The sequence below is a fragment of the Spirulina sp. LEGE 11439 genome (assembly GCF_059821285.1).
Window position 1 is genome coordinate 1 of the sequence record NZ_JCAMRX010000076.1, and the last position, 23,750, is coordinate 23,750.

Below are 23,750 nucleotides of genomic sequence, written 5' to 3' on the forward strand. Positions count from 1 at the left end.
TCACCAGTCACCAGTCACCAGTCACCAGTCACCAGTCACCAGTCACCAGTTATCAGTCACCAATAACCAATAACCAACAACTAATAACTAACAACTAACAACCAACAACAAAAATGGTCGATCCCCAAGCACCTCTAGAAAGAAGACAACACTCGAACACCATTGGCGGACCGTTCGGGATAATTCTCAACCCCTTGGGAGATATCTCTGTTACGGCTGGAGAAACCTGCGAACTTAGCGTTACGATCGTCAATGATGCAGATAAAAGCCCTTCGATCAATGTCTTAATCGATGAAACTTCCGGACCCGTTCGAGAATGGTGTGTCTTGCCAGAACAGCGATTGGCTTTAGGTCAAGGTCAGAGTAGCGAAGTTGTTTTTAAATTTGACATTCCCATCGAAACCCCCCCCGGTAACTATGAATACGTTCTCGTTATCGATGCTCCCCAACATTATCCCGAAGAGACCCCCATTCTCCTCAATCGCAGAATGCAGGTTCTTCCCTACGTGCAGGAATCACGGGTCTCTAGCGATCCCACTTTCATTCTCTCCCCTCCCACAACTTCAGATAGTCCTATCCCTCTCCAACAGGAACAGTCCTTTGAAGTGATGGTTGCAGTGGATAATCGCTCCGATCGCGTCGATCGCTTTCGTCTCCTCTGTCCCGATCTGGAAAAAGAATGGTACAAAATTATTTATGAAGATCGCTTTTCTGCTGGGGGATTACTCATTGCCGAACAACGTTTGGAACTCAACCCCGGCGATCGCGGGACAATTCGTTTGGTCATTACCCCCCCCGCCAATACGAGAGCCGGCGTTTATACCCCCACTATTTCTCTGAAGTCTGCCAATAACCCCGACCTCATTCTCCTCGACGTTATTTATATTCAAGTTCTGCCGGTTTATCTCCTCACTGCCGAACTCGCTACAATTATCGGTAAAATCAAAAAACAACCCGGACTCTATACTTTATTTCTTCACAATAGCGGTAACACCGATCGCGAAGTGAAGGTCAAGGTGACGGGAGTTGAAGACGAGAAACGTCATATTTTCACCGTCGAACCCGAACAACTCAAGCTCGCTCCCACGGGATCGGCAGCGACCAGTATTGAAGTCGAAGTGACGCAACTGTGGAAGCGATCGTTTTACCCGCAAACCGTTGACTTTGCCGTCGAGATTGCAGATATAGACGAATTGCCCCTGATTAGCGATCGCTTTCCGGGGATTGTCATTATTGAAGGCCGCCCTTGGTGGCAATTTTTACTCGTATTCTTAGCCAGTTTGCTGAGTTTAGGAGGCTTTGTTTTCCTCGTCTGGCTCTTATTTCCCCGTCCTCCCGCCCCTCCCGAAATTGCCGACTTTTCCCCTCAAAGCAGCTTTTATAGTGAAGAAAACGGCGATGTCGTCCGCCTCAACTGGCAAATTGCCAATCCCAATCGCTTGCAAACCCTGAAAGTACAGGGGCTTTCTCCCGAGGGGGGCGTGATTAGTCGTGCTGTTATCTACGACCTGACTCAAGGCATTCCCGAAGCCTTAGAAGACTTTTGTACGATTGAAGATTTATTAATTTGTATTAACGTGCCAACCGACGGACGGCAAGCTGGAGACTATATTTTTACTTTGACCGCAACCCCGATTCCGCAACGCCGTCGGGGATTGCTTGCTCGCATTTTTCGCACTCGCAACAGTCCGGTTTCATTGGACACCAATATTATTCGCATGTTTCCCATTCCCGAGCCGCGTGTGGTTGAATTGACCTCGACTCAGCCAACTTATATCGTAGGGAACGTAGAGGAGGCAACAGGAAGCACTGCAACTTCAGCGAGTGCAAGCGGGCAATCGACAACTGGCAATGGAGAGAAGGCGACAGAGCAGGACAAACAAAACAATAATTTTAGTCTTCCTGCCATTAATACTCAAACGGAGCAAAAAACCCCAACTCCCTCCCCCTCTCCTCGCAATCCCGCTCCTGCTGATACAGAACGTCAAGTTAAGCAAGGCATTCTCCTCAATTGGAAAGTAACCAATATTCAACAACTACAAGAATTGAGATTGGTGGCGCGAGATACGGAGGGTATTGTCAATAATCCTTTGAAAATTTATGATTTTAGTGAGGGCTTACCCCCAGAATTGCAGGGTGTTTGTCAAATTCAAGAGTTTGAATTATCCTGTCGCGATGTGGTTACGGGAGCGATACAAACCGGAACTTATATTTTTGAATTAACTTCTATTCCTCGCAGTGCCAATGCTGAGCCGTTAGAACCGGTGAAAACAGATCCGATTAAGGTCGAACCCGTCCTCATTCCGATTGAGATCCTCGAGTTTACTATTAATGGGGCGGAAGCCCTGCCGAAATATGTTGTCGAACTAAAAGCCGAACCGATTTTACTTACGTTGGCTTGGAAGGTGAAAGGTGGAGAAGGTTTAGGGGTAGAATTGCAACCTTCGCCGGGTACGGTTGACCCAGAGGGGACGATCGCGTTTCCTTTGGCGCAGGAGCCTGGGACGACAACGTTAACCCTTGTTGCATCGGATAGTAGCGGCAAATCGGTGACGCGCTCTGTGGCGATCGATACTTTTGTGCGAGAAGGGGCTGAGGCTGGGGCTGGAGCGGGTGCGCCTGCTGCGCCTCCTGGTGCGCCTGCTGATGCCCCGCCTGCTGCACCTCCCGGTGCGCCGGATGCCCCGACTGCTCCCACTGCGCCTCCAGTTGAGGAAGCACCGCCTTTACCGACTCCTCCCGATGCGTCGCCACCGGTGCCAAGCGATCGCAATGCACCGCCTCCGACAGAATTACCGCCGGTGTTGTATTAAAATCTCAATCTTTTGGAACGCAAGCAAATCAAGCTACAAAGTTTCAATCCCTCATAGGGATTAATGGTAATTGAAACTTACGACACGGCTGCGGCTATTACCTTGCCAACAAGGTTTCAATCCCTCATAGGGATTAATGGTAATTGAAACTGAAAGCAGATTCCTGTGCATCGCGATTGCTTCTTTGTTCGCATTTCAATCCCTCATAGGGATTAATGGTAATTGAAACCTTTTTCCGGATTTCTCCGGATATTCATGTTTTTTTGGTTTCAATCCCTCATAGGGATTAATGGTAATTGAAACTTTTGGGGCAACCACCCACTGGCGTTGAGGTTGAAGTTTCAATCCCTCATAGGGATTAATGGTAATTGAAACAAATCTTCCCAGTTTTCCCGCATTTCCTGTCTGGTTTCAATCCCTCATAGGGATTAATGGTAATTGAAACACTTTCCTTTCACGGGAGGGACAAATAGATTTTTGGCGTTTCAATCCCTCATAGGGATTAATGGTAATTGAAACTAGGAAGTTTATTAAGGATTGATAGTCAGCATCCGTTTCAATCCCTCATAGGGATTAATGGTAATTGAAACCCGAGGAGAACCACCCACCGCCGAGAGGAGACAGCCACGTTTCAATCCCTCATAGGGATTAATGGTAATTGAAACTCTCCTTATAGGCTTCTAGTTCCTTGAGTTTGAGGTTTCAATCCCTCATAGGGATTAATGGTAATTGAAACCGATTATTATCATGAAATTAGCAGGTTCATGAAGTTTCAATCCCTCATAGGGATTAATGGTAATTGAAACAAGGATCGGTAGTTCCTAATGCAAAAGAAACGCCGTTTCAATCCCTCATAGGGATTAATGGTAATTGAAACAGTAATGAAGAGTTTTCCTAAAAGCCCCGGCTCAGTTTCAATCCCTCATAGGGATTAATGGTAATTGAAACCAAAAATTTCCTCTTGATATCTTTCAAAATTTACCGTTTCAATCCCTCATAGGGATTAATGGTAATTGAAACCATTGTCGGTGCATTTTTTCTAGGTACTTCAAAAGTTTCAATCCCTCATAGGGATTAATGGTAATTGAAACTCGCCAGCATTCACACTAAGTGTTATTGTATCTTTTTGTTTCAATCCCTCATAGGGATTAATGGTAATTGAAACAACTCAAGCCAGCATCAAATAGCTCCCTATCTTGGGTTTCAATCCCTCATAGGGATTAATGGTAATTGAAACCAATACTCTGTTTATGATGCAAGGAACACTGAGAGTTTCAATCCCTCATAGGGATTAATGGTAATTGAAACTTTTAGGAGTCTTAGCTTCAGCTTCAAGAAGAAAGTTGTTTCAATCCCTCATAGGGATTAATGGTAATTGAAACGTGAACTATGTCCTTTTAATGATGATACTATTTTTTAGTTTCAATCCCTCATAGGGATTAATGGTAATTGAAACCAGATCGCAGGATATCTATATAAGATTGCACAATGTTTCAATCCCTCATAGGGATTAATGGTAATTGAAACTGTAGTATAAGTATAAATACTTAGTTTTAATAAAGGTTTAGAGTTTCAATCCCTCATAGGGATTAATGGTAATTGAAACTTGACCCTCATTACTCCAAACGATCTCGCCAAACTTAATGTTTCAATCCCTCATAGGGATTAATGGTAATTGAAACCAAGCCACCGTTGCCCGTGCCATTCCATAAACCGTTTCAATCCCTCATAGGGATTAATGGTAATTGAAACTTTTAAGTCATTCTCTGATACAGTTTATTTTCTTGTTTCAATCCCTCATAGGGATTAATGGTAATTGAAACTCAACGATCTCCATTTTGAAGTGATGATTACTTCGTTTCAATCCCTCATAGGGATTAATGGTAATTGAAACTCTAAAGTGGTTTACAGATACTTATAAAGGCTACAAAGTTTCAATCCCTCATAGGGATTAATGGTAATTGAAACTGAAAGTAAAAGCTCACAATCCTTGGTTAGAAGGTTTCAATCCCTCATAGGGATTAATGGTAATTGAAACTTAATCATTAATCTTATCCATTGCTTTAAGGATCTGGTTTCAATCCCTCATAGGGATTAATGGTAATTGAAACTTTCCGTACATTTAATCAATCTTGTGAATGGAAAAGTTTCAATCCCTCATAGGGATTAATGGTAATTGAAACACTTTGATCTACAGGTTCATCAGAATAAACAGAGTCTAGTTTCAATCCCTCATAGGGATTAATGGTAATTGAAACAACAGAGATTGGGTACTTAATCAAATCTCTTACGTTTCAATCCCTCATAGGGATTAATGGTAATTGAAACGGTACAAAAAAATCTAACAATCAAAAGCCAACATGTTTCAATCCCTCATAGGGATTAATGGTAATTGAAACGAAGCTATAAAGGAAGGAGGAGGTACAAATGTAAAGTTTCAATCCCTCATAGGGATTAATGGTAATTGAAACGTTAGCTATCATGGATAAGGATAAGCAATATTCTGCGATGTTTCAATCCCTCATAGGGATTAATGGTAATTGAAACGCGATCGAGCATTGGCAGAAGCTCCAAAGCGAGAATGTTTCAATCCCTCATAGGGATTAATGGTAATTGAAACTCATGCAAGATCTGTGTTTTCATGTTGTAGATACGTTTCAATCCCTCATAGGGATTAATGGTAATTGAAACGGTGTCTGCGTCTTCAATATCGTCTGTACAGCCGTTTCAATCCCTCATAGGGATTAATGGTAATTGAAACTGCTCATATAATGGTAGTTCTGATATATTGTTCAGTTTCAATCCCTCATAGGGATTAATGGTAATTGAAACCCGTCTTCTAGTACCCGCTTTTTAAGGGTAAGTTTCAATCCCTCATAGGGATTAATGGTAATTGAAACCGAACCAGCCTTTCCACACTGCTCCACCACTATTGTTTCAATCCCTCATAGGGATTAATGGTAATTGAAACTGAAATTCAAAAGATGATTGATGCACGTGTAGGTTTCAATCCCTCATAGGGATTAATGGTAATTGAAACGAAATAATAATAAACTAATCCTAAAGTAACAAAAGTTTCAATCCCTCATAGGGATTAATGGTAATTGAAACCTACTTCAAGCCTATTATTATGAGATATGAAAAAGGTTTCAATCCCTCATAGGGATTAATGGTAATTGAAACAGGACTTGCCAATCTGCACGAATCTCAATAGGCCTATGTTTCAATCCCTCATAGGGATTAATGGTAATTGAAACCACCCGGAGTTGAAGCCCTTGATATATTTAGTTTTCAAGGTTCAGTTCCGTCTACCGAGAGGCAATATAGCATTTCAGCGATCGCCCCGCAAGACCCTTTGTGAAAAAAAATCCCGCAAACCCAGACCAGATAGAGCATACAGCATTTCCGTCTACCCCCTCAAACGCAAAAAAGGGGTCAAACCCAGACCAGTCGAGAACTTGACCCCTCTTAAAATGGGAAGTCCAAAATGAGACCCCCCGGTATACGGAAAATCAAACAAAGAACATCGTCGAATCCAACGGTGGATCGCCACCAATTCGCTCTACCTTACCCTGACAGCAACCGCAGAGAAAATAGAAACGGATGCAGTCTTCCTCCAACTTCAGATGCTTGCTCAAACGATCGCGCAACTTGGTATACTGCACTTTCGTCAAATCGCACTCAAATACGCTATACTGCACCCACTGCCCATAAGACTTGAGAATACTGTGGATCTTCGTGCGGCGCTTATTGTCTGAAATATCGTAGCAAACTATCACAAACATTCTGACCTCTTTAATACAAAAGCAAGGGAGGATACTTATCTGTTTCTCCCATGAGATACTTTGCCAGCAGCCGAGCTTGGATTTCAAAGGCATCCCGATAAGTACACTGGCGCTTGAAGACAGGATGCTTGAATTTACTTTGTTTTTTTTGTTCGTAGAGCCGCAAAAAAATCTGCAATCCCTCTCGCGTCAGGGAAACAGCATGACTCAATGGTTCCGTTTCGAAATGCTCTGGCATTAACTGGCGTAAATTAATGGCAGCTAAAACGACGGAATCGACTACCAAAGGACGGAATTCTTCCATTAAATCCAAGGCGAGAGAAGGTCGTCCATAGTGTTCCAAATGCAAATAACCTAAGTAAGGATCGAAACCAACAATATTGACGGCGCTTTGGATGTCGTGGCGCAAGAGAGAATATCCCAAGCTCAACAGAGAGTTGACGGGATCGGTGGGGGGACGGCGACGGCGCTTCTTGAAATTAAAATGAGGAACGCGAATTAATTCGTTGAAACACCCGAAATAAGCGGCACTGCCCGCACCTTCATGGCCGCGCAATTTGTCGATCGCATCGATTTTATCCAACGCCGCGATCGCTTGTTTTAATTGTTGGATGCCATCATCCACAGCAATATCGTCAAATTTTCGCCGCGCCGCCGTCAGCACCGTGCGATAATTTTTCAGCTTACCCCGCACGAAACCGCGAACCGCACCGATCGCTAAATCGGTCTCTCCGATCGCTCCCCACTGTGCTTTTCTGACAAAAATATTTTTGGTCATCTCCGGTTGCAATCGCCCTAAATATTTCCCCGTTGCTCTCATAAAACTGAGGGGAATATTGCGATCGAGCAATTCCATGACAACGGCGGGAGAAACCGTCGTGCGCCCCAAGGCCACAACACCTTCAATCTTAATAAAAGGCACGTCAAGGACTTTCTTTTTTTCGGCCTTGACCGTTAGCCTCTCATCGGTTTTGCCCACAAAAGCATCTTCTTGGGTAATGTAAATCGTTCCCATTGTTTACTCCTCTCGATAGATTTTAACTTTTTTAACAGCTTGGGGAAGACAGCGCGAATAGAGACTGCATCCCCGACAGCGCTTGCTATAAATGGGTTGAGGCATTTCGCCACTGTGGATGAGTTGGGCGATCGCTTCGATCGTTGCCATCGTTTCCCCTCGCAATGTTTCATCAATATTGACTCGTTGGCGCTGGCAGGTTTGGGCGTAGTAAATATAGCCTGTCGCGATTGAATTCCCCGTCATTTCTTCCAAACAGAGGGCTTGAGCGCAGACTTGCAGGGCATCATTGTTCCAGTCGGCTTTACGCCCGCGCTTGTATTCCACCGGATAGATGCGATCGCCTTCCTTTTCGATGAGATCGGATTTGCCCACCAAGCCGTAGCGCTCTGATTTGAGCCAAACACCGCGAATTTGCACGAATTCACCACGAGATTCTACATCGGGTTGATGAACGCGATCGTGTAGTTGCGTGCCTTCGAGGGTATATTCGTTATCGACAAATTCTCCCGCGCAGAATATTCGCCAAAAGCGATGGGGACAGTAGCCGTACTGATTGAGCGTGGCGATAGGAATCAATTCTTGCATGGTGTTGTTCGTTTTTGGTTTGAGTTTTCGAGCCTCCGTACCATGCCCATACCCATTGTCGTCTTGCGCCCAATACCGCAATAGAGGGCGAAATCGGCGAGGGTATTGAGTTGTTTGATGCGTTCCGAGGCGATATTACCGAAGACGCAATAAGTTACCTTTCCCGTACAGCCGACGAATTTGCTGCGGGAGTCTGCAACGCATTCAGTGCCAATGTTGAAGGAACTGGGGAACACATCCTCGAAAGTCAGATTGTCAAAGGGGATGAGGCTGTGTTCGTTCCATCGTCGCAACAGGCTTTGAAAAATGCGATCGGCTTCTGGCATTGCCGTATCTTGGCGACCTTGGCGAAATGCGGTTGGGGTGGCAAAGTGAAAGGAAAATTCCCGGTCTTTATCTGAGGCGCTTTCGTAAAGTTGCAGGTAAGAAGTTGCCTGCGCCCAAGGTTGTGTGGGCTGGGATGTACCGAGGATACTGGTGAGATATAAGTCGGTAGACCCCAATTGCCAAGGTTTCTGTCGGTCGAGTTGCAGCCAGAGAGAAGTAAGCTGACTAAAAAGAGTATCATCTAATAGAGAAATTCGCCACCAGCAGGGCGTTCCGGGTGCGATCGCCCTAGAATGCTGCCATTGCAATTTTTGCATCCATGCTTTTTTAGTTTTGGGTCGTGCATGGGTCACTTGCAAGGGACTGAGGGTAAAGGATTTATTCGTTTGCTCTTGGTGCAGGCGATCGCCGAGATAGCGATCGACGGCGGAAACCAGTGTTAAAAACAGGGCGTGATAATGGCGACCCGTGAGAAAATGGGGGTAAATGGGAGTTTGGGGAACGAGATTGAGGACAAGACTATGCGGCATGATAATGAGTATTAGTTAAATCGATACGTCATTCGAGCGGGAATTTTTAAACCCTGAATTTCTTCGCAGGTGAAATGTTCTCCTTGCAAATGAACGTTGCGAATTAAACTAACTGGGGGCATATTGATAACGTCATAACTTGTTACTCGATAAGTAAACATGACATCAAGTGGGTTGAGAGGATGGGGAAATATAAAATCTCCATTCTTCTGTTTAATTTTGCTCAGTTGTTTGATGTTAATCTCTGCTTTACTCATCCATTTTCCCAGTCGAATCCACTTGGGAATTTTCCATCGCCATTGATTCCTGTGACTGGGAATGAGTTCGGTTTTTAAAAGCGATCGCTCTGAAAGAATAAAACACTCAAAAATACTTTCGGGCGCGATTTCTTTGGCGCGGCCAAAACTAGGAATATTCTTCTGCGTTTTTTTCATTTCGACGTGATAGCGATTGTCTGCATATTTCCATGTATGCAAAACCGTTGCATAAGCGATCGCTCGTGCAGGGGTTACATAAATTCCCTTTTCATTGAGAACAGTCAGATGTTCTGCATATTGAGGAACTTGGCGATCGCAAAAATAGCGATAAGAATGCTCTTCAGAAACCGTTGTTTCATAGATTGGGCTGTCTACCAATCCTAGCGCATAACATAGCGCATAATTATGCAAAATTGGTTCAGTTTCATAGAGTCTGCCAATTTCGCGAGTCGCAAAATAAAGACTATCGTGAAGTTCGATTTGACAGCGATAAAGGTAAGTCATAGCTCAACATACATTACATACAATCGATCCTGTAGGATGGGTTAGGCGACAGCCGTAACCCATCCTACCTAAAATTAGGCTTTAGCTGTTGTCTTTGCTTTCTTCTCTCCTTTTTTAGGCTTCTCGATATGTGCTTTGAAGTAAACTTTTGCTTCATCATCGGCTTGTTTTAACATCGCACAAATTCCCTCCTCTGTCGAAGTTAGAGACTTAACTTCTGCCAAAACCGAATCGAAAGATTCACCAATTAAATCGGTATGTACGATAAATTCTTCTGCCATCAATGCTTGAATAGCTTCTTTTGCTTTCTCCATGACCAAACCTTCTTCGAGAGGATCGATTGATTGTAAAAATTCTGGGGAGATGCGATCGTAAATTGCCTGAGTCCAGCGCAAATTGCTAATAATTTCACCATCCGCAAAAACGATGCCAATTAACTCATTTCGGACTCGTCCCGTGCGAGTTGTTTGCGCTCCATAATGCCGCGTTCGCAAGATGTTATTAAAAACATACAGAAAACTAGCTTCGGTTGGGTCTTTCAGCGTGACAATGCTGGGAAAGAAAACTTGTGGACGAATGTGATCTTGTTGATTAATCCGGCTAGTCACTTCACCGGGTTTACTTCCTTTTTCTCCTTTCGATGACATCGTGCCATTTTCATAAGGTGCATTGAGAGTAAATGCCTCATGGGACTCATCAAAAGAGGTAATAGAAAAAGCAGTATCTACGACAACTTTCGACTTTTCCGATCCCGAATCGCCGATCGCAAATCCATAGATAATACAATCGGGATTATTCATCCCAAAAGCGACATTATATTCGCACTCATCGGGTTTAACTAGATCGTATTTGCGTAACAATTCCCGACCAACTAAACGTTCCGGAGTTGATTGTTTGCGTTTAAACATCGACAAGCGGCTAATGGTTGTTTTATCTTCAATTCCTGCACGAACTCGAGCTTTATTCAGTTCGCTATCCGTTTGAAAAAGAGGATAAGATTCTGTCACGCGCACTGTCAGAAAATGAACGTATTTTCCCATTGGTTTGTAAGGAATTTCCGTGTGAAAGAATTTAGAATCGAGAGTTTTTAAGAATGTCATGAGTTTTCTCCTAATTTAGAAAATCGTTTTGTAGCAATGCAAAAAAATGCCCGAAACCTCAACCAATTAAACGATGAGAGCCTGTACGAGAATACGAAGAACCGACTCAACATCTTCAGGGACGCGATAACTTTCCAAGCCGCGATCGATGTGTTTTTTCTCGCGATTGAGCCGACCGAATTCCCAAATTTTACCCGTCGTTACAGCACCAATAAACTGAGTTTGTTGGCTCTCTTCTCGCCATTGCGCTAAAGCAATAAGTTCAGCCATCAGTTGGGTAAAACTGTTAGTTAAATCTTCCTGCTTTGCTTCAATGACAACGAGATTATGATGGGTTTCGAGAAGATAATTAAAAGACCCTTGCAGTTGCTCGGTGACTTTAATCGAATATTCGATACTCACTTCAGATTTGGTGTAGTGAATCAATTCTAAAACAACAGGTGAAATGAGCATTTCTCGGCAAGTTGCTTCATTCGTCAGATCGATATAAGGAAGAATTTCTTCAATTCTTGCTCTCAGTTGTTCGAGGCGATCTAATTCACCTTGATATTGAGGAAGTTTCAACCACTGTCTTTGAAAAGAATAACCAAAATCACCAGCTAAATCTTGAGGTTTAATTTTCAAGTCAAAGATTTTACTGAATGTATAAGCGTGATCGCGATCGAGAACATTCATAATTGTCAATACCTCCTTAATGAAAATTGATTTTATGAATCCTCTGGTGTTTCAGAAGGCTCATTATTTGCACTATTTTGTCGATTTTCTGCATCTTGTTCTAAGCGATAAAGAAATTCACAAGTATTGCGAATGAGATTGATTTGACGACCTGCCAAACGAGCGCGATCGCCTTTAAATGCGCCTTCAAAAACATTGACAACAAAATAACGAGCAAATTCTAAAACAGCTTGTCTTTCTTGTTCTCGTTCTTTAATTTGCCAACGACCTTCTGCGGTAGAAGAATGAACGCGATCCATTAATTTACAAACTTCTGCGGCGACAACAGCGACTAAAGTTTCACCTTGAAAAACGCACGATTCTGCTTTGAGAATAGTTTCAGAGGCAATATCAATGGGTTTAAGAACAGCATTCGCTTTAGGATTATATCGCCGATTTGCACGATAAAATATGCGATACAGATCGGTTAGTTTTTTGGGATGATTTAAAGGCGATGTTTCGGTCATCGTGAGTTCCTCCGTATTGGAATTAAACTGAACATAAGGATCGAAGCAAGGATAAAAATCATAAGCGTACAATTTAATACGGCTCATGCTTGGTATATCTGCATCTTTTCCTCTCGTCCACTGGTTAAGATAGTGGAAAACATAGAGAGGACTGGTTTCTAAATTTCGTGCCAATTCTGTTAGTTTTCCCCAGTTGGCATCGTAACCAGATTTTCCTCGTTTCGCATTTACATCGAGATGAATAGAATAGGCCGCAGTGAGAACATTTAAGGGTGCGGGATGCTCTTTTCCATTGTCTTCTTCCCAACCTTCTAAGATATAGTCTAAACGAAAGCGATCGCGTTGTGTCAATGCTTGAAAGGCTTGAGGTGCGCTATCGAGAAATACAGTTTCTTCAAATTCTGCACCATCTCGATAAGGAGGGATGGGAGACTCAGAAACGACAGTTTTGACATCAAGAATCATGGGGAAAGCAAAAGCCAACCATGCCGGCATAACCCATGATTCCGTATTCGTTGGATCGCGTCCCGGTGGCATAGCCATGAAGTAAAAAGTAAAGTCATCATCATCTGGATAAGATAATTTAAAGGTTGTATCTTTTAGTTTATCTGTTTGTTTTTCAATCAGAAAAAGGTCTGCATTTTGATAGCGATCGAGATCGAAATTAGCTTGTAGATCGTCACCGACAAAATGTTTGCGGAGACTGGAATTAAAGCGTGTTTGAGCAATATTTCCATACGCCTGTTTTAGGAACTGATTTGTTTCTGGCGTAAAATAATAGGTTGGGTAAAAATAGAGATAGCGATATTTTGCATTCTCAAATTTTTGTCCTATTGCTTGAGTTTGACTCATCAATATCTGCCTCAGCATCATTTCTATCCCAGCAATACTGGAAATATTGCGTTTAGCATTTGAGCCTCCTAATAATTGTTTATTGGTATAAACTTGGGGAGTAAATAGAACGGCTGATTCCATTTGCTCTGTAACAGTATAGGCGGAATGGGAAATCGAACAGATTAATTGTTTACCGCGCCCCGGCTTTTTTGCTAATTGATAGGCTTGAAGTTCTTCTAAGAATGGGGTAATTATATCGTTCGATCGCTCGCGATTAGGTAATATTACGACTCGCTGTACCCATAACCGCAAATCGTCCCAACCATCCGGTAAATTATAGTTATTAATAACAGGTTCAATGATTTGACAGATATGCGCGATCGCTTGTTCGCAGACAACTTCCACATCTTCTGCATTTTTGGGCTTGTGTTTGACATATTGAGCCGCCAGATAATACCATTCATAAGGTACGCCTCCGCTATTACCTTTGCGTTTGAGTTCTTTCAGTTTATTGTTAATGTTCTGAATTTCTCGAACTTGAGGTAAATACTCTGTCAATTCCCATAATTTGGCGATTTCTTCGATTAAATTCAAAGGCGGAATTGCAGCTAATTCTTTTTTATGCTGCTTTTTATATTCTTTGCGTGCGGTTTCAATTTTGTTGGCGCGATCGCCCCAAATTTTACGAGAGATAACATCACAAAACTCGGCAATTTGGTCGATATAAATATTATCGGAAAACTCAAAATCATAATGAGATGATAACACTTCTTGTTGTTGAAACTTAACTAAATTATCACTGCGACTTTTCGCTACAGAAGGTTTCTTTTCATGTAAAATCTTGAATGTTGCTTTTAAGGCAACATTCATCAAGCCGCGATCGCTAAAAAATTTGTCATAATATTCCGCATATTTCATTCCTTTTCCATCTCGTCCAAATCCTGTTTGTTTAAGCATCAGTTGATTTGCACAGAGGTCTTTTATTTTTTTGACGACACGATCGGGAATATCGTCAGTCAGAATAGGAGGTGAATTTTTATGAGCTAAATAGATTACTCCTGTCGGAAGATAAAGTAATGGTTCATAATTGGGAAATTCTCCAGTTTGATTGAGTGCTTTATGAGCTTCCATCAAAACATTATTTACAACATTTGTTAGTACACCTCGATTTTCCGAAATGCTATGATAGGTAAATTTGAGTTTTCCGTTGCTCAAATTGTGAAGAATACTGTTTAAGCCATTTTTTTCGGCATCTTGTGGATGTTTGACGATCGAAGCCAGTCGATCTGCCAAACAAGTCAAATCTGCCAAGCACATGAGAATATAATCTTCTTGAATATTGGGATTTAAACCAAATTCAGATAAATTAAGATTAGTATCTTCTCTAATTTGAGTATTGTAAGCAATACAAAGCAAGTCGTCTTGATATTTATGCCAATCTGACGGTTCATTAGGACTGATGAATTTGTCTAACCCCAATTCTGGAACAAGGACATGAAGAATAGATCGATGATCTTCTGTTTTTAATTTCCGAATATCTCGGTCTGGATTTCTGTTAATTTCTTGATAGTGTTCCGGCATTTCTGGAAAACGTCGATAGTCAAATTTCTCAAAATCATGGAGAATGAATCCGGAAATTAAAAGCCGTCTTTCTGGTTCGCGAATGATTCTTTTAACTGTTGTATCGAGTTTGTGGAGTTGGCGTTCTATGAAATTAGCAGGTAAAAGGCCATTCAGAATATGAGTATTTAAAGATTGATCGCCTGCATTATCTCGTCTGACATTTTCTCTCCCTCTTTTGCGATCGAGATGGTCGAAAAATTTGCCTCCTTTAGCTGTCACTCCGATCGCTAAATTGAGCAAGTTAGGTAAAACATACTCGCAGAAATCTTGCATGATGCGATCGCCATTGTTTTTCGCTTCAATTGCTTGACGCAAGAGTTTAAGCGTTAGAAGTTCTGGGGGTTGGGATTTTACTTGGCGATCGCTAAATTCCTCAAAGTCAGAATCGTCTCCAGACATCCAATCATCATCAGTATTTTCCAATGATTCAACGACTGCATCGACATCGAATAAAGAGAGTTGTTTTTCTGTTATTTCCGTTTTTTTCTGTTTCTTAGTCATGGTTTTACTCCAGAGACTCTAAATATGCTGTAATTTGTTGGATATAAATTGGATACAGTTTCAAAGCATTTTGGATGGCTTGGAAAAGTTCGCGATAGTCCAGATCGAGATAGCGATGAGCGATTATATTTCGCAATCCTGCGGACTTTTCAATATTGTTTGCCAGTTCTACAGTAATAATTCCGTAGCGTCCGGCTAAGGTAAAAGTTTCTTTATAGGTCAGTTTTGATACATTTTTTTCTTGCGTCAAAATATGTTCGTTGATATCGATCGCAGCTTGAATAATCCGTTCTAAAAAGCGTTCTGAGAGTGCTTTTTGATCAAAATCATCTAAATATTCTTCTAAATTGACAGACTCAAACCGTCTTAATTCTATCAAGTTTTCGCTGAGAAAATTCAGACGAGTTAACATACTATCAAGATCGATCTTCACGATACACCCCATTCTTGTAGAAAATTTTCAAGTTTGTGACGAAGATGATGGCGAATCCTGTTAAGTTCTTCTTCTGCTAACAAAAATTTTTGAGAAAATTGTTCAAATTCTCCTTTATTTTTTTCGTAGAGTAAGATGCCATCTCGAGCAACTGCATGAGCCATCAAAGCATCACAGCGATTGAGTTCGACTACATCAATGCGATCGCTATCTAAATTAAAAACGTCACCAAGAATTCCCGGAACTTCCCACCAAGAAAAAGGACGATCTTTGCAGCAGCGATCGCGCAATTCTGCATCGTACAGTGCGGCGAAATCCCAGTCGCTTTGTGCGTGAGTATCTTCTCTCGCTCTAGAGCCAAACAAAATCAACATTTTTAGGTAAGGGATTTTGTCTGGAAGGTGTTGTGAAAGTTTTTTGAGGTCTTCAAGAGATAAAATTTGCATAGCGATTCAAGTCCTTAAGCAGGATTGCGAAATGATTGGATTGTTGTAATGGGTTACGAGTTACAGTTGGGATCTCCGTTGAGAGAATAAGGGTTGGGTTGAAATTCCCGATCCTTCAGTTCTTCATTTCGCTCAAAAGAATACTCGAGGTAGCGAACCTTAGCCATTAAAAAATCGAGTGATTCTCCATGATCCTGCACTTGAGCTTGCATCTCTCCAATCTGGCGATCGTGTACCAAAAGACGGGGATCTTGAATCGTGTTGTGTTGCCGCTGTGCTTGAAGCTGACCCTTATATTCCTTCCTTCGATCGAACCATCCATTGATGAACTTACGCCATAGCTTAAGTTGTTTTAGAAAAGTAACAAGCGAGGTCTCGATCACAACAATTAATCTGTTGATAGAGCCACGTAATAGCTCAAGGGGGTCGAGGTTTTGCTGGTACATACGAATTTTCCAATTTTGGCTTATGATAACACGATCTTACTAGACAACTTTTTCCAAGCCGAGAATGCGTTATCTCAAATATAAAATATACATCTTTCGATCTTACGATCGTGTAACAAGCTAATTTTGTCTTCGCTTGGCCTCGGCGTGTGTTATCCTGATTGTGTAGAGCGGTGAAATACCTACCCAATCTAGGGAATTGAGGGATTGAAACACACGATCGTATGTCGCAGATGTTTACTTGTCTGCACTGCTCAACCAAATTAATCCCTATGAGGGATTGCCAGTCTAAACGATCCATGAATCATCACCTCCTTTGAATCTGTATTCGGGGTATAGCGCATCTACCAACAGAGCAGCTTGTCCCAATGCAATAGAATAAGCCGGCTTATCGTGAATGTTGCTGCTGTCGCCAATGGGATAAATCGCAAAGTGCATGGGGAGTTGCAATTTTCGCCTGACTTCCATGACAGGACATGGCAATATATAGGCAACGAATGCTTGCTCTTTGAGTTTTTTGTTGATTTCGCTAATCCAACGATTATCGGGTTGCCATATCCGAATCCCAATAATAACTTGCACTTTCCACAGATTAGCAATTGATTCTAAACTCCCCGGACGGGTAAAATTCCAATTCAAGCGTTCCTCTCGATAGTGATGTAATTTCATAAAGCCCAAACAATGCTTAAATCGTCCTTTGGGAATGGGAGTATTAATGTCTTTAACAGCTTTTTGACGCAAGCGTTCAAATTCAGCTTTTGTCATTGGCTCAATTTCAAGATTGCTTAAAATTCCGGGTAGATCGTAGGTTTTAAACCGATCTATTTTGCTATTCTCGGTCAGATCGTAAATGCCACATAATAACGGACTCGAACCTCGGAAACTCGAGGCTTCCTCTAAAATAGGATTTCCTTTATCTTGGCCTGAAAGTTTATGCCATTCATTTTCCCAACCTTTACTACGTCCATAGATTTTTTTCAAATCGACCTGTTTTTTGGGCGTGCTAAATACTAATTCACAAGCCTCTTTAAACTTTTTTTGACTTCCCATTTCATAATTTTGTTTGATTTTGGGATGCCCTAACTGACGAACTAAAAGCATTGATTGTACTGCTCCCCATTTGTAGTAATATCCCGAAAAATTATTGATTTTGCGATAGCTTTCCTTAATAAATTCGTGAAATTCTGGACGATTGTAAGCCTTTTCTACTTCTAGTAGGGAATCTCCTGTAAATAGTTTTTCCACTAGCATCTGAGGCGCGATCGCAAAAGCAGTAAAATCAGAAAAAGGAATTTCGCGTCCATCTCTTTCATAGCGATCGTGTCGTCCCAAACGGCCCAAACGCTGAATAAAGTTTCCCGCATCTGTTGCTTCAAAAAACAGAAAATTAATTTTAAAATCAACCCCAATATCAATGGTACTCGTCCCTAAAATCAAATCTGCATTCAATGCTTCTGCTCTTTCAGCTTTTCCCGTCAGTCCAGTATTTTCTCCTATTGTCAGATCGGATAGCTCGTGACTTTCTGGCAAGTCACTTACAAAGTCTCGAAACATCGCAGCCAATCGCTTGATTGAAGCAATCGAATTGAGAATAACAGCACCTCGGTTTTGTCTGCATTTTTTAAATTGAGATAATACTAAACTTTGATTTTCTTTTAACATTATTTCTGCATTACGATCGCTCTCCAAAGGCAGAAAATTTAGCTCGATTTTCCCAACAACTTTGCGCCAACCTTCTCGTTCCAAATTTTGACAATCTGAAACAGTTTCCGGAAAACGATATTTTGAGTTTTCGCGATCGAGAGGATTGATAACTTTACATCTGAATCCTGCAAGGCTTAAACGATCTTGTAACTCTTTATTTGGTGTTGCGGAGAGAAATAAAAACTTCTTCTTCTGATTTGTATATCGGATCAATAGCATGGTATTGATAACGCTGGCGACTTGTGGGGATTGAAACACATGAAACTCATCAAAAATAAACAAGCTAAACCACTTATCGACTCTATTCCATAATCGATCGGGATTGTCTCCCTTCTTACCGCGAAACAGATATGCTCCTCGGTGAATATAGTGTAAAATGTCTGGGTTATTGAGTAAGATTTCAGTCTGTTCTATAAGTGTCAAGATAGCTTCTTTTTTCTGAATATTTTCCTGTTCTGCATAGATTTCTAAATCTTGACTGCTAATTCGATTAACTCTTGGTTCTCCGGGAGGATGAAACATCTCAATATAATTTTTGATCTGTTTTTCCTGATCCCGTGCGAGTTCGTTGGTTGGATACATTGCCAAGACGCGATAGTATCGTTGCAATGAGTTGAGATAGGCCGCTAAACTCTTCCCATCTCCCGTCATAGCCGTGTTAAAAATAACATCAATGTCAGGATCGCGGATTGCTTTTAATGTCTCCAATTGATGCCAAGCTAATGTCCATCCATCCGGTAATTTGATATCTTCTGGAATCTCCGAAGCCGGACAAGAATAAACAGGTTTTAGCGTAATTTTCTGCATTTTCCTAAACCAATTTCTAATGGTTGCAATGAATTTTCTGGCGATCGCATTTTTTGCGCGTCAGGTTGGGAAAGTAGGCGATCGCAATCCTTCTTTGTAAATTGAGAGAAAATACCCAATACAGATACAGATGTGCTGCAATCGACTCAAAAACATTTACAATGATTACTATGACACACCTCCGAGAAAAATGCAAGGGTTAATCAATGAAAAGAAAAAAAGAAACACTGACACTTTCCATCCCTCCCGGTACGAAAACCCAACTCGAAGAAGTCGCCCATCGCGAGAAAATCTTTTGGGGCGAAAATCCTAGTATTTCTGGGCTGTTGGTAGCCATCGCTCGAGGAGAAGTTGCAACGGGTAAGCCCTTCTCCTTCACTCACGCGCAAATTAAAGCCCTCGATCGCGCCGTTAAAGTCCTGACGGATGCAGGTCAAATGAATGAAGCAAAAACCGTTATCGAACTACTCCTCGAGCGCGGGCAATTAGAATCGCCTCTGCGTCAAGGACTGTTGAAGGCGATCGTTCACGAAACCGAAGCGTGGCGCAGAGTCATTGATATGCAACTCGAGCGCAAAGAACCATTCCACTTGATTTACCGTAACTCTCAAGGAGAACAAGAGGAATTTAACGTGCGTTTTGGCTGCATTCGATTTGTCGAAAAGCGCTTTTATCTTGAAGCGTGGTGCGAAGAAATTAACGAGTACGAGACTATTCTAGCCCTCCAGCATAATCGTACTTTTCGCTTGGATCGCGTTTTAGATGTACTTCGCTATAACGGAACTTGGCGTGCAGAAGAACTCGGTACCATTGAAGTACACTTGCATTTTTACGGAAGTATGGTCAATGCCTACGAACCGAAAGAGGAAGATATTTTTAATGAATCAGACGAGAACAAAAAAATTCGCAAAGTGATCAGAAAAACTACCAATCCTTTTTGGTTGATACGGGAAGTGATGCGTTATGGCAAAAGCTGCGAAATTATTGCACCCGACGCAGTGCGCGATCGCCTCAAACAAAACCTCAAAAAAATGTGCGAACAATATGGTATGGCAATTTAAAGTTTTGTTCAGACTTGACGATCGCACTTCCTTGCCCCATCTCCTTCTCAGTCGCGATCGGAAATGGTAGATTTGGGGTATTCGGATTTCCCTGCTTAAAATCCCATGCACCAGAGAATTTTTGCGGTCCTGCGCGATCGCATTCCCACCTTAAACAAAAGAAACATCTACGGGTTTCTTTTCTTGGTTTCCTTCCTCGCGATCGTGCTGATAACCCCTGCCGCGATCGCCTACAGTCGCCGAGATTTGGCACAACTCAGAGACGAAAAAGCCTGTATCGGCTGCAATCTGCGTCGGGCTCCCCTCGGAGGAGAAGATCTGCGCGGTGCGGATATTGAAGATGCCGATCTCTTCCGCGCCGATTTCAAAGGGGCAAAACTAGAAGGGGTGAATTTATTGGGTGCAGATCTGCGCCAAGCAGATTTCCGCAATTCTAATTTGGGTGCGGCAAATATGGAAGGCGCAAATTTACAACAGGCACAACTCCCCGGCGTTTATATGTATCGGGTGAATTTAAAAAATGCCGATCTTCAACAAGCAGATTTAGAACGGGCGAATTTAACAGGAGCAAATTTAACGTTTGCCAATTTAACGGAAGCCAATCTCGAAGATGGAACCTTAAAAAGTGCTAATTTAACCGAGGCAAATTTAGCTTTAGCGAATTTAAGTAATGCCAATTTGAAAAGTGCTAATTTATCCAGTGCGAGTTTAGTCGGGGCAAATTTATTGAGAACGACGCTACAAGATACTAATTTGCAAGGCGCTCATTTAGGGGGAGCAAATTTATTTCGGACAAACTTTAAAGGCAGCCAAATTAGTAGCGAAACAGTTTTAGATAGTAAATGGTTGTTGGTGTGGGAATTGGTCAATAAAAGAGTCTTGGGACGAGAATTAGCGGGAGTCGATCTGAGCGGCGCAAATTTAGAAGGGGTAAATTTAGAAGGAGCAGATTTGGAAGAAGTGAATTTCGCTGGGGCGTATCTTTTTATTACTAAGTTACGCGGTGCCAATCTCAAACGCACGAATTTTGAATCCTCTTTACTCGTTTATGCAGATATGGATAATACGGATTTAACTGCGGCGAATTTTATTGGGGCAGAATTGCGCCATACGGATTTACGCGGGGCGGATTTAACTGGGGCTTATTTTGAAAATACGATCTTAACGGATGTGGATTTACGCGGTGCAAATTTAAGCTTGGTGGATTTTCGCGGTGCAACGATTAATCCCGGTACATTAATTGACGAGCGATCGGAACGAGTGGCAGAATTGGTGAATGAGGGAACGGAGGATAAAAATTTCCGCGATGCGGATTTATCTTATGCTTATTTAGCGGGAATGGATTTGCGGGGTGCAAATTTAACTAATGCGAATTTAGAAGGGGCGAATTTAGAAGGGGCGAATTTAACTGGAGCAAGGTTAATTGATACCAATTTAAGGGATGCCAATATAGAAGATGCGATTTTAGAGAATGTTTTCTTCTGTCGCACGATTATGCCAGACGGGGAAGTGACTCCTTGCGATCGCAGATAAATTTTCACTCACCAGTACCAATATCGCGATCTCGTTGATATCATACATTTTTGAAGAACCAATTGGCAGACTTTTGAGAGAAGATTATCAGCTTTTACTCATTGTTTTTGATGTTCAATCGGAGAAAATTATCGAATGGATACCTTGTCAAACTACCGTGAATTAATTCAAAATATTATTATCTCTCATACGGAAGTTTCCTATGAGGACGATGTTGAATTGGAAACAATTTTCGATCGCTGTTTGTTTAAAAGAGATCGCTCTGGTCTGAAGATTTTAGGACGATCGCTTCTAAAATTTAAAGTATAATATGATGCAACTTTACTCGTTGATTCTGATGAGGGAGAGAAAAAATGAAAGAAACACTTTACGAAAAAGATTTTTATAGTTGGATTTATCAACAAGCCGATCTTTTGCGAAAAAGTCAATTCGATCGCTTGGATACATCTCATCTCATTGAGGAGTTAGAAGATTTGGGAAAGCGCCATTACGACCAATTAGAATCTCGCTTAATGCAGCTAATTGCTCATTTATTAAAGTGGAAAGTTCAACACTGGAAACAAACTAATAGTTGGCGAGCGACTATTCGCGTGCAAAGAAAAGCGATCGCCAAACTCTTGCGGCGCAATCCCGGTTTACAATCTAGATTGGAGGAAGCCATGAAGGAAACCTGGTCGGAAGCACGAGATTTAGCGATCGCCGAAACCGACCTCCCTGACGAACAATTCCCCGAAATTTGTCCCTTTGACCGAGAACAAGTCATGGATGAGAACTTCTGGCCGACTAACAACGTAGAAGAAGATAATGAAGTTTAAACGTTTTTTAGCAATTATTCCCGCTTCGTTGTTGCTTTTTCCGGCGACAGCGATCGCACAGGAAAAACTTGTAGATTTCGACTATTGGGCGAGTTTGTGCAATACGCTTCTCCTCGCAGAAGATTACGAGAAAGCCCTTGAAGCCTGCGATCAAGCGGTGGGACTCTTTCCCAACGATCCGGCCACTTGGAATAATCGCGGCGATGTTTTATTTGCCCTCGCCCAGTATGGCGATGCTTTGGTTTCTTACGAACAGGTATTGCGTCGCAGTCCCACGGATTCCCTCGCACTGGCGAAACGGTGCGCCTCTCTGACAGCATTGGGACGCACAGAGGATGCGGTAGTGGCTTGCGATGAAGGGTTAGAAATTGATGGTGATTGGGGAGAGGGGACCCCCGCCGTGGCATGGTACAACCGAGGAGTCGCGATGACGCAGGTGGGCAACCATTCGGAGGCTCTCGAGTCCTACGATTGGGCAATTCGCACCAATCCGGGCTATTCTCCAGCTTATGCGGGGCGATGTTTGTCTTTGGCGCAGTTTTCTCGCTATGAAGAAGCTTTAGTGGCTTGCGATCGCGCCATTCAAGCGGGGAATTGGAGCGACCAAAGTGCGGCGACGGCGTTGTTAAATCGAGGACGGGTTTTGGTGCAACTGGCTCCCACTCAAGATACGTCAAAGGCGGCTTTGACGTTTTATCAGGAGGCGTTGCAATCTTATAATGAGGCAGTAGCGATCGACCCCGATGATGAGGAAATCTGGACGGAACAAGGAACGGTTTTGGGGCTATTAGGACGCAATACGGAATCTTTGGCTTCTCAAGATTGGGCGCTAACCCTTGATGAAAATTATGCTTTAGCTTTAGCCAATCGTTGCGCCGCCCTCAATCGCTTGGGACAATATACGGACGCACAAGCAGCCTGCGACCAAGCTTTACAAGAGGGAGACGATCGCTGGAATCGGATCGGATCGGCTTATGCTTGGAGTCAACGCGGTAATTCTCTCGCAGGACAGTTTAAATATGAGGAAGGGTTGGCTTCAGTGAATCGTGCTATTACTTTAAACCCAACCTATGAACAAGCATGGATCAATCAATCGACACTGTTATGGTTGTTAGAACGCTATAACGAGGCATTAAGGGCAACAGATGAAGCGATCGATCTCAATCCTGAATCCTCGCGGGCATGGTATAACCGAGGGCGAATTCTCACTACATTACAGGAATACGAGGAGGCGATTATTGCTTATCGCATGGCTGCGGAAGGAGATGCTCAAATTGGCGGCCAGCCTTCTTTAGAAAAGATTGCTATTAATCTCAGTGCCGTGTTATGGCGGGCGGGACGGTATTCTGAAGGGGTACAAGCGGCAATAGAAGCGATCGCACTCAATCCCGATTCTGCTTTGGGATGGTACAATCGCGCCCTCAATCTCATGTCCAATCGCCAGTAT

18 protein-coding genes and 1 CRISPR repeat array are annotated in these 23,750 nt (G+C 42.4%); of the genes, 6 read left to right on the forward strand and 12 right to left on the reverse strand.

Annotated features, from left to right (window positions below):
* Nucleotides 1-113 precede the first annotated feature (113 nt).
* Nucleotides 114-2,813, forward strand: a complete 2,700-nt coding sequence (locus tag AC6RV6_RS27970) for a COG1470 family protein (protein WP_500244185.1) — start codon at nt 114-116, stop codon at nt 2,811-2,813.
* 40 nt (nt 2,814-2,853) lie between these two features.
* Nucleotides 2,854-6,070: direct repeats of the CRISPR family, unit length 37 nt; unit sequence GTTTCAATCCCTCATAGGGATTAATGGTAATTGAAAC.
* Nucleotides 6,071-6,325: 255 nt separating this feature from the next.
* Here the strand turns inward: AC6RV6_RS27970 and cas2 are convergent.
* From cas2 to cas3, 12 genes are all read right to left on the reverse strand, one after another.
* Nucleotides 6,326-6,598 carry a CRISPR-associated endonuclease Cas2 gene (gene cas2, locus AC6RV6_RS27975; RefSeq protein WP_500244186.1) on the reverse strand — a complete coding sequence of 91 codons (273 nt, stop codon included), beginning with the start codon at nt 6,596-6,598 and terminating at the stop codon, nt 6,326-6,328.
* A gap of 10 nt (nt 6,599-6,608) precedes the next feature.
* On the reverse strand, nt 6,609-7,613 hold the full coding sequence (cas1d, locus tag AC6RV6_RS27980; protein ID WP_500244187.1) for a type I-D CRISPR-associated endonuclease Cas1d: 1,005 nt from the start codon (nt 7,611-7,613) through the stop codon (nt 6,609-6,611).
* A 3-nt stretch (nt 7,614-7,616) separates the two neighbouring features.
* On the reverse strand, nt 7,617-8,201 hold the full coding sequence (gene cas4, locus AC6RV6_RS27985) for a CRISPR-associated protein Cas4 (protein WP_500244188.1): 585 nt from the start codon (nt 8,199-8,201) through the stop codon (nt 7,617-7,619).
* Complete coding sequence (gene cas6, locus AC6RV6_RS27990) at nt 8,189-9,058, reverse strand: CRISPR-associated endoribonuclease Cas6 (protein WP_500244189.1); 870 nt, start codon at nt 9,056-9,058, stop codon at nt 8,189-8,191. Before cas6 ends, cas4 begins: the two co-directional genes overlap by 13 nt.
* Nucleotides 9,059-9,069: 11 nt before the next feature.
* Nucleotides 9,070-9,819, reverse strand: a complete 750-nt coding sequence (gene cas5d / locus AC6RV6_RS27995) for a type I-D CRISPR-associated protein Cas5/Csc1 (RefSeq protein WP_500244190.1) — start codon at nt 9,817-9,819, stop codon at nt 9,070-9,072.
* Between the two features lie 74 nt (nt 9,820-9,893).
* The gene (cas7d, locus tag AC6RV6_RS28000; RefSeq protein WP_500244191.1) at nt 9,894-10,919 is read right to left on the reverse strand and encodes a type I-D CRISPR-associated protein Cas7/Csc2; all 1,026 of its coding nucleotides are present in this window, start codon (nt 10,917-10,919) and stop codon (nt 9,894-9,896) included.
* Between the two features lie 66 nt (nt 10,920-10,985).
* A complete protein-coding gene (locus AC6RV6_RS28005; RefSeq protein ID WP_500244192.1) occupies nt 10,986-11,594 on the reverse strand; it encodes a hypothetical protein in 609 nt (202 codons plus the stop codon).
* A gap of 32 nt (nt 11,595-11,626) precedes the next feature.
* Nucleotides 11,627-15,058: a type I-D CRISPR-associated protein Cas10d/Csc3 gene (cas10d, locus tag AC6RV6_RS28010; RefSeq protein WP_500244193.1), complete on the reverse strand. Its 3,432-nt coding sequence runs from the start codon at nt 15,056-15,058 to the stop codon at nt 11,627-11,629.
* 4 nt (nt 15,059-15,062) lie between these two features.
* The gene (gene hepT, locus AC6RV6_RS28015) at nt 15,063-15,470 is read right to left on the reverse strand and encodes a type VII toxin-antitoxin system HepT family RNase toxin (protein ID WP_500244194.1); all 408 of its coding nucleotides are present in this window, start codon (nt 15,468-15,470) and stop codon (nt 15,063-15,065) included.
* 17 nt (nt 15,471-15,487) lie between these two features.
* Nucleotides 15,488-15,937 (reverse strand): type VII toxin-antitoxin system MntA family adenylyltransferase antitoxin, encoded by a 450-nt coding sequence (gene mntA, locus AC6RV6_RS28020; protein ID WP_500244195.1) that lies wholly within the window; start codon nt 15,935-15,937, stop codon nt 15,488-15,490.
* Nucleotides 15,938-15,990: 53 nt separating this feature from the next.
* Complete coding sequence (locus AC6RV6_RS28025; RefSeq protein WP_500244196.1) at nt 15,991-16,383, reverse strand: hypothetical protein; 393 nt, start codon at nt 16,381-16,383, stop codon at nt 15,991-15,993.
* A gap of 288 nt (nt 16,384-16,671) precedes the next feature.
* Complete coding sequence (gene cas3, locus AC6RV6_RS28030) at nt 16,672-18,894, reverse strand: type I-D CRISPR-associated helicase Cas3' (RefSeq protein ID WP_500244197.1); 2,223 nt, start codon at nt 18,892-18,894, stop codon at nt 16,672-16,674.
* A gap of 206 nt (nt 18,895-19,100) precedes the next feature.
* Here cas3 and AC6RV6_RS28035 point away from each other — a divergent pair, with 206 nt between their 5' ends.
* From AC6RV6_RS28035 to AC6RV6_RS28055, 5 genes are all read left to right on the forward strand, one after another.
* On the forward strand, nt 19,101-19,955 hold the full coding sequence (locus AC6RV6_RS28035) for a helix-turn-helix transcriptional regulator (RefSeq protein ID WP_500244198.1): 855 nt from the start codon (nt 19,101-19,103) through the stop codon (nt 19,953-19,955).
* A gap of 105 nt (nt 19,956-20,060) precedes the next feature.
* Nucleotides 20,061-21,488 (forward strand): pentapeptide repeat-containing protein, encoded by a 1,428-nt coding sequence (locus tag AC6RV6_RS28040; RefSeq protein WP_500244199.1) that lies wholly within the window; start codon nt 20,061-20,063, stop codon nt 21,486-21,488.
* Between the two features lie 135 nt (nt 21,489-21,623).
* Complete coding sequence (locus AC6RV6_RS28045) at nt 21,624-21,797, forward strand: hypothetical protein (protein WP_500244200.1); 174 nt, start codon at nt 21,624-21,626, stop codon at nt 21,795-21,797.
* Nucleotides 21,798-21,841: 44 nt separating this feature from the next.
* On the forward strand, nt 21,842-22,303 hold the full coding sequence (locus AC6RV6_RS28050) for a DUF29 domain-containing protein (protein WP_500244201.1): 462 nt from the start codon (nt 21,842-21,844) through the stop codon (nt 22,301-22,303).
* The coding region (locus AC6RV6_RS28055) for a tetratricopeptide repeat protein (protein WP_500244202.1) at nt 22,293-23,750 on the forward strand (1,458 nt) is incomplete at its 3' end. The genes AC6RV6_RS28050 and AC6RV6_RS28055, both read left to right, overlap by 11 nt.

What these genes read in the sequence shown, in the direction of transcription:
- cas6 (WP_500244189.1), bottom strand. Translation starts at nt 9,058, where the DNA reads ATGCCGCATAGTCTTGTCCTCAATCTCGTTCCCCAAACTCCCATTTAC.
- AC6RV6_RS28025 (WP_500244196.1), bottom strand. Translation starts at nt 16,383, where the DNA reads ATGTACCAGCAAAACCTCGACCCCCTTGAGCTATTACGTGGCTCTATC.
- AC6RV6_RS28045 (WP_500244200.1), top strand. Translation starts at nt 21,624, where the DNA reads ATGGATACCTTGTCAAACTACCGTGAATTAATTCAAAATATTATTATC.
- cas7d (WP_500244191.1), bottom strand. Translation starts at nt 10,919, where the DNA reads ATGACATTCTTAAAAACTCTCGATTCTAAATTCTTTCACACGGAAATT.
- hepT (WP_500244194.1), bottom strand. Translation starts at nt 15,470, where the DNA reads ATGTTAACTCGTCTGAATTTTCTCAGCGAAAACTTGATAGAATTAAGA.
- cas2 (WP_500244186.1), bottom strand. Translation starts at nt 6,598, where the DNA reads ATGTTTGTGATAGTTTGCTACGATATTTCAGACAATAAGCGCCGCACG.
- mntA (WP_500244195.1), bottom strand. Translation starts at nt 15,937, where the DNA reads ATGCAAATTTTATCTCTTGAAGACCTCAAAAAACTTTCACAACACCTT.
- AC6RV6_RS27970 (WP_500244185.1), top strand. Translation starts at nt 114, where the DNA reads ATGGTCGATCCCCAAGCACCTCTAGAAAGAAGACAACACTCGAACACC.
- cas5d (WP_500244190.1), bottom strand. Translation starts at nt 9,819, where the DNA reads ATGACTTACCTTTATCGCTGTCAAATCGAACTTCACGATAGTCTTTAT.
- AC6RV6_RS28040 (WP_500244199.1), top strand. Translation starts at nt 20,061, where the DNA reads ATGCACCAGAGAATTTTTGCGGTCCTGCGCGATCGCATTCCCACCTTA.
- cas4 (WP_500244188.1), bottom strand. Translation starts at nt 8,201, where the DNA reads ATGCAAGAATTGATTCCTATCGCCACGCTCAATCAGTACGGCTACTGT.
- AC6RV6_RS28035 (WP_500244198.1), top strand. Translation starts at nt 19,101, where the DNA reads ATGAAAAGAAAAAAAGAAACACTGACACTTTCCATCCCTCCCGGTACG.
- cas1d (WP_500244187.1), bottom strand. Translation starts at nt 7,613, where the DNA reads ATGGGAACGATTTACATTACCCAAGAAGATGCTTTTGTGGGCAAAACC.
- AC6RV6_RS28005 (WP_500244192.1), bottom strand. Translation starts at nt 11,594, where the DNA reads ATGAATGTTCTCGATCGCGATCACGCTTATACATTCAGTAAAATCTTT.
- AC6RV6_RS28050 (WP_500244201.1), top strand. Translation starts at nt 21,842, where the DNA reads ATGAAAGAAACACTTTACGAAAAAGATTTTTATAGTTGGATTTATCAA.
- cas10d (WP_500244193.1), bottom strand. Translation starts at nt 15,058, where the DNA reads ATGACTAAGAAACAGAAAAAAACGGAAATAACAGAAAAACAACTCTCT.
- cas3 (WP_500244197.1), bottom strand. Translation starts at nt 18,894, where the DNA reads ATGCAGAAAATTACGCTAAAACCTGTTTATTCTTGTCCGGCTTCGGAG.